The sequence below is a fragment of the Gammaproteobacteria bacterium genome (assembly GCA_013214945.1).
Lineage (GTDB): Bacteria > Pseudomonadota > Gammaproteobacteria > Enterobacterales > Psychrobiaceae > Psychrobium.
This window is the reverse complement of record JABSRT010000036.1, coordinates 20,048-30,896: the sequence shown is the minus strand read 5'-3', so window position 1 is coordinate 30,896 and position 10,849 is coordinate 20,048. Positions and strand designations below refer to the sequence as shown.

Here is a 10,849-nt window from a genome sequence, read left to right as displayed (position 1 = left end):
GGAATTAGTCCAAACGAGGCTGAAAGATTATTTAAGAAAGCCTCTTAAACTGTGGCCAAATTTAGTTGACCACAACAATAACAAGGGACAAATAATAAGGGACAGGCACAACTAAATCGTTGATATAAATAATTTCGCGAGGCTACTAATCTGTCCCAAATAGCCCCGAAGCAATACGGCTTAACGAATTTATCTCTAAGTTTCGCGGCTTGAGTTCATTGATTGGAGTTTTTTTGAATTTTGACATACAGGTGCCTGAGGTTATCTCATCTTGTTGATTTAATCGTTGTAATGGACCGATACTCGATTGGTTAGCTCGGGTGCTTACACCAGCTTCTACCGTGGTGATGGGCAAAGTCGCGCAAATGTTCGGTGGTACCTGCGAAGCTACCATATTGACGTCTAAAGTGTTTAACGGCCGTTAGCCAGTCATCTTCATCAATACCTAGGCTTGTTAGTATTTTAGGCTCCTCTGAGTCTATATAGCTCGATTTGTTAGGGTCAACATGGCGGCCACTCCAATCAACCAATTCAAAGTAATCGCGATAACTAAATGGAATGGCTTTTGTATGATCAGTGCCAGCAAACGGCAGTAAGCTTTTTGGTTGCTCGGCTACAGAAATACCACTATTATGCTTGGTTTTCTGTTTTTGGTGGGATTTATATTGGGCAATACGCTTTTGAATCGAGGTGAAATGACTTTCAGATAAGTTGGGGGCGGTGCCTGCTCGAATAGGGTTTAAATCAACATAAGCCATGCAGCTAAGCAATGCGATATCATCAAGTAGTGCTTGTGATTTAAAGCGGCCCTCCCAAAAACGGCCAGTGCACTTATCTTCTTTATTGGCTTGTCGCGCAATATGTTCATTGAGACATTTCATGTACCAAGATATGTCGTAAAGCCTTGCTCGCCAAAGCGCTACTAACTTTTCGACGGCCTCCAAGTGACTTGGACTAATTGTTTCCTCAGTTAAATAACGGTCAACTAACAAATGGCCATTAAACAAACGGTACCAACGTTCTATTACCTCATCCATTGTCCATGTGTCAGCTGCTACCTTATCGACCTGAAGTACCAGATGATAGTGGTTACTCATCACAGCATAAGCGGTAATATTGATTGAAAAAATATCAGATAATTTGCTAAAGCGCTCGACTAGCCATTGCCTGCGATGGTCAAAGTTTTTACCGCTAACCTTATCATCGCCACATAAATAACTGCGGCGTACACAACGGTTGATAACGTGATAAAAACTGGTGGCGGTTAAATCAATTTGAGAATGTCTTGCGCGGGTCATGGCTCACCTCAACTAGTCGAATGCAGCACTAGAGAGTATAGGCCATGACAATGAAAAGGCCCCTAATATAGCTAGATATCCTTTAAATCAATTATATAGTTATGTGTGTCCCTTTAACTTTCCATTATATAGTTATGTGTGTCCCTTTAACTTTAAAGTTTGTTCGCCACTGTTAAAGCGATAATAGATGGCTTTCCTCTCAAAACTGTTAAGATGATCATAAGGCATTCTGAAGTCCCTCGCTAATGAGTTTGGTCGCACTTACTACATTAGCAAATACTTCAGAATGCTTTCATTTAGAATATCTTACTGCTTGTGGTGCACTTGCATGTTGAATTCGGGATTTAATTATATAGTTATGTGTGTCCCACTGTTTGGCCACTGTTTAACTGCTAGCTGTGTGCTTGTTCAACACGTTATGGGCATTAACAGCATTAGACAATTCGAGTAGTTCGTCCTGTGTTAAATGGCGACCTGATAGATAATATTGACTTGAAGTGGCAGTGCCGATATCAGTGATATTCGCTAATGCTGTCATCAATGGGTTATTAGTCATAGTCTCATTTAAGGTTAACGAACTAATCATGTCAGTGGTATTTTTTAGTTGCTCTGTTACATCCACAGGTAAGTTAGCCTGCGTCAAAGCCCCGGTTACTGTCATAGCGTTAAAACCAATGCGTTTGATATCACTGATGGCTAACTCACTGCTGTCAGTTTTTATGAAATTGACGGTGACACCTAAGTGTTGTATTTTTTCTATTTCGCTATTGGCCACGTCACAACAATTTTCCAGCGGTAGTTGCGCCATATTTAGACGCAACCGTTGGGGCTTTAATTGATAGGTGGTAAGAATATTGCCTACTTTGTTACTCAGCCCTGGCGACTCAAGTAATATCGGGCTTATTTCTACATCAATTGCTACATCGCCAAGGGTCGTCGTTGACCATTGGCTCGCTTGTTGACACGCTTCTTCGAGTAACCAACTAAACAGGGCTTCATTGAGTCCTGCTTGTTCGGCGACATGTTTAAAACTATGGTAACTAATACTGCCTAATTCTGGATGAGTCCAAAGAATTTTTGCGGTGGCGGCTGTCATGCGATTATTACTGAGATCGAGTTGCGGCTCGAAATTAATGGTTAACTCTTGCGATTCAATCGCCCGACGCAATTCGTGGCCTTGATGATCACTATCGGTGTAATCGAGCAACATGTGTGGGTTAAACACTTTAGTGCCATGGCCCGGATTGTTTTTTGCTGATGTCATCGCTGCATCGGCATATTTAATTAAATCATAATAATTACGGGTATGAGCTGGATGTAACGCAATACCAATACTACAGCCAGGATTGATTTTATTATTGTTCAAATCCAACGGCATCGATAATTCGTGGATTATTTTTTCGGCAATAATGTAAGCGTCTTCACCTGACGTTAGGTCTCGAATAATGACGTTAAACTCGTTCAACCCAGCTCTCATTACGCTATCTTGTTGACGGATTAAATGAGAGATCAGATCTGCCGTGGCAGATATTAACCGATCTTGGTCCTGAACCCTTAACGCATTGTCTTGCGCTAATAGGCTATTTAATGAGATGGAAAATACGGCGGTTACTTTATTCTCTTGGGTATAATCGACAGTATGTCGTAAGCGCTCAATAAATACTGAGCGATTCGGTAGCAAGGTTAATTGATCAAATTTGGCTATTTCTCTGATGTTCTTGGCGGTTAATTTATCTTGGCTAACATCAGTGAATAGATAGAGATATTGAATAACTACACCTTCAGAGTTTTTGATAGCACTAATATTTTGCCACGTAGGATAGACCTCGCCATTTTTTCGAACGTTCCAAACCTCACCCTGCCAACTATCGTTGGTCTCGAGTTGTCCCTTAATGCCTTGGTAAAATGACTGATCAAATGAATTGGCTCGTAATACCTTAGCCAGCTCCATATTACAGACTTCCTTTTTACTAAAACCACTAATGCGTTCAAACGCGGCATTGGTTTTAAGAATGATATTGCTGGCATCGGTAACTACAATGGCTTCAGTGGTATGTTCAAACACATTAGCGGACAAGCCTAACTGTTGCTCTGTTTGTTTTAATTGGGTGATGTCATGGACCGTGCCGATCATTCTTACAGCCTTATCATTTTCATCCCTTACCACCTTGCCATGCTCTTCAACGACCGCGGTACTGCCATCGACGCGGATGATACTGTGCACGATATGATATTCTTTATTAAATATCACCGACTCGTTGATTGCATTCCCTACCAACTCACGTTCTTCGGGTGGGATCCGCGACATTAAGGTGTCATTGTTAATTTCAATCTCACCAGGCTGATAACCATATATTCGGTAAGCTTGGTCAGACCATATCAGGGTATCTGTGGCTAATTCCCAGTTCCAGCTACCAATATTGGCGATTTGCTGCGCCTGGTTAAGCATTAACTGATTTTCGTTCATTAATTTGAGGGTACGTTTGTGATCAATGCGGTTGCGGAAGGTGATAACACGAAACTCTTCTTGGTGCTGGCTGATATTATTAATCGAAATATCAACCGGAATTTCGACCCCCCGTAAATTGCTAATATTAAGATTTTTATGTGGGGTAACCGTTTGAGTAAATTGATCTGAAAAATCTTGTTGATTAAATTCAATAAACGCAACCTGATCGTCTTGAGAAAACAACTCAGTTATTTTCATCGACTCGAGATCCGCACTTGCACCGCCGAACAAAATAGCCGCTTTGGCATTGACTCGTTGAATTTGACCACGACTGTCGTAATACATAGTGGCCAATGGACTATCTTGAAAAATACTGCTGAGCTGTTGGTTGTTGTGTTGTAATTTTACCAGTTCATTATTATGGCGAATAAAAAGGTTTAAAACATAAATGCCAACGGCAACAATAATTAAAATAAAACCGCTACCAAAAGTGATAAATGAAATAATTTGATTGATCTTATCTTCGTTCATTTGAGCCATCAGGTTATTGTTTTGCTTATAGGCGTGGTGTAAAGAGGTCAGCGAATGATTTATTTCCTCTTGATTTATCAGTGCGCTAAGGTCTCGTAATTTTACCAAGTTCTTGGTGTCAATTAAGTTGGTTGCTAATAAATAATTATTTTGAATTTTATCGATGATGGCGTTTAATTTAACCAGCGCTACTGCTTCGGTATCATTGATATGGTCAAGGGCCTTGTAGTGGCCAAGACTGAGTTTGATATCAGCAATTAAACGTTCAACGTGAGCGGCTTCATTGCGGCCTTTCTTTTCAAGAAAAACATTAAATGCCGACTTTATTCCGGTTTCGTTAAGCCCAGTATTTAATGTATTTAACAAGCTATGTTGGTGGTGAGAGCGATCATTTATTTGCTCTATATTGGTCTGGCTTTCTATAATTTGTTTAATTAATATTTGGCCAAACGCCAGTAAGCCAATTGACAACACTATCATCATTATCGCAACAGCTAACGATTTAGTATTGCTAGTAACTGAAGATACAATTAGTTTTTTCATTAAAACATCCATGTTTTGTTGTTGCAGATTACGTCAATTATTCGCCACGCTAATTCAAGGGCTATCTAAATTTATCGCAGGTGCAATGGTATTGAATTTAATTAGCTTTATCTAAAACTTAACTTATTTTTAACTGCAGTTGCAACTTGTTCTTGTTAAAAATGAAAATAGTTATTTTTCGGATCAACTAGTTGGGTTTAAAACTCAATACAAATTAGTTGATTACAGCGGTGGGATTGGGCCGCTAGTGACCTGCTTTTTCATTACCATTGAGTCTTCTTTGGCCGCTTGCGCTAATATTGCGGGGCTAATAACGGAGGCTATGTTCATGGCTTTTAGGGTTTCGTAATATCGCCTGATGTTATCAACATAATGAGCCGCTTCACGGCCTCTGGCAAAACCGTGGCGGGTTGTTTTATGGTATTTGCTTTTTTCGAGTAAAGGTAAAATATGTTTAATACTGGCCCAACTATCAGGGTTTTTATTTAAACGCCGCGCTAACGTTCGAGCATCCATTAAGTGACCCATTCCGATATTATAGGCGGCCAACGCGAACCAAAATTTCTGATCTTGCTCTAGTGTATCGGGCATCCGATGTAATAATTGTTGTAAATAGCGGGCGCCACCTTGAATGCTTTGCTCTGGGTCTAAACGGTTAGCTATACCCACTTGTTTTGCAGTCGCGCGTGTTAACATCATCAGTCCTCGTACCCCAGTAGGAGAACGGGCCGCGGGATCCCAATGAGACTCTTGATAAGCGGTCGCAGCGAGTTTAAGCCAGTGAATAGTGTCAGCGTTTAGTTCAAAAGACAGTTGATATTTAGGCAGGGTAGTGGAGATAGCACGAATAAACGCGCGAGTATCAACATAGTCAAATCTTTGAACATGTCCAAAGTATTTTTCTTCAAGCCGCACCATGGTGCCATCACTTTGAATTTGACCAAAAAAGTCAATAATTTCACCGTATAAGGAATCATCGGTGAGCTTGCTAACAGCCCAAGCGAGCGATTGTGGTTCGCTAACTGTCATTGCTAAACTAATATCTGGGTAAAGACGCCTATTACGTGCAAGCACGGTGGAGTCGGCAATGGTATAGTCAATTTTCCCTTGAATTAACTGCGCCAACAACTGGTCAGGATTGAACTGTGTTGTGGTGCGCCATGTTAGGTCAGGATTTTTTAGTTTGAGTTGCTTTAAGGTTTCTAAGTGACTACTGCCAGCGATCACCGTTAAGTTACCGCTTAATTGACCCAGATCACGGGGACGCTTTTTACCTTGTTTATACACCAGCTGTTGGGTGATTTGATAATATGGCGGACCAAAGCGCATGGCCGAGCGACGCTCGTCGGTAACCGATAATCCAGTCGCAAGAATATCAATTTTATTATCATCTAACATCTTAAATAATTTTGGCAAATCTGCACTGGCCACGACTTCGAGTTCAACCCCAAGTTGAGCAGCAAATCGTTGGGTTAAATTTTGTTCGAGTTCACTCGAGGTGAGGTCAGATTTAAAGTAACTGGCAGGGCCGTATAAGGTACCAATAATCAAGGTGTCACGTTGCTTTATTTGTTCAAGATGAGAGCGCTCAATGGGTTCGTTACAGCCGGCTAACAGCACGGATATTAAACTAAGTATTGTCAGGCGCCAACAAGGGTGGCCGAGAATGCTATACAACAATACAATTCCTTGCTTGTTAATCGTCATAATAGGTTATATCAGAACCAACCATTGAACAATAGTAACAACCAATATCAATAAACGATGAACAGGGGACATCGCACTCATTAAGGTTGGTCGGTGCTAAGGTACGTAAAATGCACTATTTTATAGTTCTGTGAAATGCAATCTAATAAAAAGCCATAAAATAGTTAATTTTGTGACCTGTTTCACTTATAATGGCGCGGAATTTTAGCCTATCTACTTTAAATTGGTGATTAATCCTATGGAAATCCTCCGTGGTGCCCCGGCCCTATCAGAATTTCGTGTTAACAAATTATTGGCGACCAGCAACGAGCTGGCGCTAGGTGTAACCAACATTTACGCAGAATTTGTTCATTTTGCTGATTTATCGGCAGAATTATCTGCTGCTGAATTGGAAAAGCTAAATAAACTACTCACTTATGGTCCAACCATAACCGAGCATCAGCCAGCGGGTAAACTGCTGTTAGTGACTCCGCGCCCTGGCACTATTTCGCCATGGTCTTCTAAAGCGACGGACATAGCTAATAACTGTGGTTTAACTCAGGTTAAACGACTTGAACGTGGTATTGCTTATTACATTGAAGGTGAATTATCAGCTGAGCAATGGCAACAAATCAGCGGATTAGTTCATGACCGCATGATGGAAGTTGTGTGTGGCGAACTAACAGACGCTCAGGCACTGTTTGTTACCGCGACTCCAAGTGAAATGACCGCGATCGATATTCTCAGCGGCGGTCGTGATGCCTTAGTGAAAGCTAACGTCGAATTAGGCTTGGCCCTAGCCGATGATGAGATTGACTATTTAGTCGATGCGTTTATCGAGCTAAACCGTAATCCTAATGACATTGAACTAATGATGTTTGCTCAGGCGAACTCAGAGCACTGTCGCCATAAGATCTTTAACGCTGATTGGACAATCGACGGCGTTGATCAACCAAAATCATTATTTAAGATGATTAAAAACACCTATGAAACCCATCCTGAAAACGTATTGTCTGCTTATAAAGATAATGCGTCAGTGATGGTGGGTTCAAAAGCCGGTCGTTTCTTTCCTAATCCCGAAACCTGTGAATATGAATACAACCAAGAAGATATTCATATCTTAATGAAGGTTGAAACCCATAACCACCCAACGGCCATTTCACCATTTCCTGGCGCAGCAACGGGCAATGGCGGTGAAATTCGTGATGAAGGTGCAACGGGGCGTGGATCGAAGCCAAAAGCAGGCTTAACCGGTTATACCGTTTCTAATTTACGCATTCCAGGGGCGCTGCAGCCGTGGGAAACAGATTTTGGCAAGCCTAGTCGCATTGTTTCGGCCCTTGATATTATGACCGAAGGCCCATTGGGCGGTGCGGCATTTAATAATGAATTTGGCCGTCCCGCAATTTGTGGTTATTTTAGAACGTATGAAGAGCAAGTTGTGTCACATAACGGCCTTGAAGTTCGTGGTTACCACAAACCAATCATGATCGCTGGTGGTCTGGGCAATATCCGTGACCAGCACGTGCAAAAAGGTGAGATCCCTGTTGGCGCTAAGTTAATCGTGTTGGGTGGACCCGCGATGAATATTGGGCTTGGTGGCGGCGCAGCTTCATCGATGGCTTCTGGTCAGTCAGCAGAAAACCTCGATTTCGCTTCGGTTCAACGTGAAAACCCTGAAATAGAACGTCGTTGTCAGGAAGTGATTGACCGTTGTTGGCAGCTTGGCGAAGACAATCCTATTGCCTTTATCCATGACGTTGGCGCGGGTGGTATTTCAAATGCATTCCCAGAACTTGTCAATGACGGTGGTCGTGGTGGTAAGTTTGAACTGCGTAACGTACCAAACGATGAACCAGGCATGGCGCCACACGAAATTTGGTGTAATGAATCACAAGAACGTTATGTTATGGCAGTGCCAGTCGAAAAACTAGCACAGTTCGAAGCAATTTGTTTGCGAGAACGTGCGCCGTTTGCAGTGGTTGGTGAAGCAACTGAAGAAGCGCATTTGTCGTTAACAGATAGTCACTTTGACAATCAGCCAATCGATATGCCGCTTGATGTTTTATTAGGTAAGCCACCTAAAATGCATCGCGATGCGACAACCCAAGTCACCGCTGGTCAAGCATTAGATTTGACCGATGTTAGCCTTGATGATGCGGTAACGCGGGTATTAAGTTTACCAACCGTTGCTGATAAGGGTTTCTTAATCACGATTGGTGACCGTACTGTGACTGGTTTAGTTGCGCGTGACCAAATGGTTGGCCCATGGCAGGTACCTGTCGCTAACTGCGCGGTAACGGCGGCAAGTTATGATACTTACGCCGGTGAAGCAATGGCGATGGGCGAACGTAGCCCGATTGCATTGTTAAACTTTGGCGCATCAGCGCGAATGGCAGTAGCAGAATCGATAACTAACATCGCGAGCGCGCAAATTGGCGAATTAAGCCAATTGCAAATGTCAGCTAACTGGATGTCGGCTGCGGGTCACCCTGGCGAAGATGCGGGTTTATACGAAGCGGTTAAGGCGATTGGTGAAGAACTTTGTCCAGCCCTTGGCATCACTATTCCAGTGGGCAAAGACTCAATGTCGATGAAAACTCAGTGGCAGCAAGACGGTGAAGATAAAACAGTAACCTCACCACTGTCATTAGTGATGACCGCCTTTGCCGTTGTGACCGATGTTCGTAATACCCTAACGCCACAGCTACGTACTGATCAAGGTGATACGGTGTTATTGCTGATTGACTTAGGCGCAGGCCAAAACCGTTTAGGCGGCAGTGTCTTGGCACAAGTTTATAAGCAACTTGGCAAAGAGACGCCAGATGTCGACAGTCCTGCTTTGCTCAAAGGCATGTTCGATGCTGTACAGGCATTATTGGCTCAAGGCAAGTTACTGGCTTACCATGACCGTTCAGACGGTGGCTTATTTACCACGGTGACTGAAATGGCCTTTGCTGGTAATACTGGGGTTAAGTTAGCACTGACCAGCGATAAAGATTTGTTGGCTCAATTGTTTAATGAAGAGCTTGGCGCAGTGATTCAAGTTAAAACCGCTGATTTAGATTTGGTTAATCAAGCGCTGGCCAAACATGGCTTGAGTGACGTTAGTCAGGTTATTGGTACTGTTACTGCTGATAACGCGGTGACCATTGTTGCTAATGGCCAAGCGGTATTTAGTGCTAATCGTCGTGATTTACGCAAACTTTGGTCGTCAACCAGTTATGAAATGCAAAAACTGCGTGACAACCCAAGCTGCGCTGAGCAAGAACTAGCGACCAAGCTTGATGATAATAATCCAGGCTTGAACGTTAATTTAAGCTTTGATTTAAACAAAGACGTTGCGGCACCGTTTATATTAACCGGTGCTAAGCCGCAAATGGCTATTTTACGAGAGCAGGGTGTTAACTCGCATGTTGAAATGGGTGCGGCATTTAATCGCGCCGGCTTTAACGCGATTGATGTGCACATGTCTGACATATTGTCGGGTCGAGTATCATTAGAGCAATTTAATGGTTTGGTCGCTTGTGGTGGTTTCTCTTACGGTGACGTATTAGGTGCAGGCGAAGGTTGGGCTAAATCAATTTTGTTCAACGAATTGGCGCGCAGTCAATTTAGTGACTTCTTTACCCGTCAAGATACCTTTTCGTTAGGTGTCTGTAACGGTTGTCAGATGTTGTCTAACCTAAAAGAGCTTATTCCTGGTGCTGATTTGTGGCCGCATTTTGTGCAGAACAAATCTGAGCGTTTTGAAGCGCGCTTTAGTTTGGTTGAAGTGCAAAAGAGCCCATCAGTATTCTTTGATGGCATGGCAGGTTCACGGATGCCAATTGCGGTATCTCACGGCGAAGGTCATGCTGAATTTAAAGATCAGCAAGCTATTGACGCTGCTTTAAATAGTGGCACGGTTGCGTTGAAGTTTGTTGATAACCACGGCCAAGTAACTGAGCAATACCCAGCGAACCCGAACGGTTCGGTTGCCGGCATTACCGGCTTAACGACTAACGATGGACGTGTCACCATTATGATGCCTCATCCTGAACGAGTCTTTAGAGCCGTTGCCAACTCATGGCGTCCTGACGAGTGGCAAGAAGATAGCCCGTGGATGCGGATGTTCCGTAATGCGCGAGTTAATATCGGTTAATCAATTTGTTGTAAGGTTTGCATTAAGTAAACCTTACACAGACTGAAACCAGTCCAACACGCATTCAAAGCCACCGTTAAGGTGGTTTTTTTGTTTTGTTAGATAATTGTGATCGGCACCGCAAAATATAACAATGGCAGCTAATATTAATCGGCTGTGATATAAATCTACCTCAGCAAAACGTACAATTTAACCGAA

At 42.8% G+C, this 10,849-nt stretch carries 4 protein-coding genes; 1 reads left to right on the top strand and 3 read right to left on the bottom strand.

Annotated features, from left to right (window positions below; genetic code table 11):
• Positions 1-311 precede the first annotated feature (311 nt).
• From HRU23_19300 to mltF, 3 genes are all read right to left on the bottom strand, one after another.
• Entirely contained in the window at positions 312-1,298 is a 987-nt protein-coding gene (locus HRU23_19300; protein ID NRA56294.1) for a transposase, read from the bottom strand.
• A 385-nt stretch (positions 1,299-1,683) separates the two neighbouring features.
• A complete protein-coding gene (locus HRU23_19295; GenBank protein ID NRA56293.1) occupies positions 1,684-4,821 on the bottom strand; it encodes a PAS domain S-box protein in 3,138 nt (1,045 codons plus the stop codon).
• Between the two features lie 222 nt (positions 4,822-5,043).
• The gene (gene mltF, locus HRU23_19290) at positions 5,044-6,528 is read right to left on the bottom strand and encodes a membrane-bound lytic murein transglycosylase MltF (protein ID NRA56292.1); all 1,485 of its coding nucleotides are present in this window, start codon (positions 6,526-6,528) and stop codon (positions 5,044-5,046) included.
• A 238-nt stretch (positions 6,529-6,766) separates the two neighbouring features.
• Between mltF and purL the strand changes: the two genes are divergently transcribed.
• Positions 6,767-10,651 (top strand): phosphoribosylformylglycinamidine synthase, encoded by a 3,885-nt coding sequence (gene purL, locus HRU23_19285; protein ID NRA56291.1) that lies wholly within the window; start codon positions 6,767-6,769, stop codon positions 10,649-10,651.
• Positions 10,652-10,849: the final 198 nt, after the last annotated feature.

Excerpts from the sequence above, each read along its gene's own strand:
- mltF (NRA56292.1), bottom strand. The coding sequence starts at position 6,528 with ATGACGATTAACAAGCAAGGAATTGTATTGTTGTATAGCATTCTCGGC.
- HRU23_19295 (NRA56293.1), bottom strand. The coding sequence starts at position 4,821 with ATGAAAAAACTAATTGTATCTTCAGTTACTAGCAATACTAAATCGTTA.
- purL (NRA56291.1), top strand. The coding sequence starts at position 6,767 with ATGGAAATCCTCCGTGGTGCCCCGGCCCTATCAGAATTTCGTGTTAAC.
- HRU23_19300 (NRA56294.1), bottom strand. The coding sequence starts at position 1,298 with ATGACCCGCGCAAGACATTCTCAAATTGATTTAACCGCCACCAGTTTT.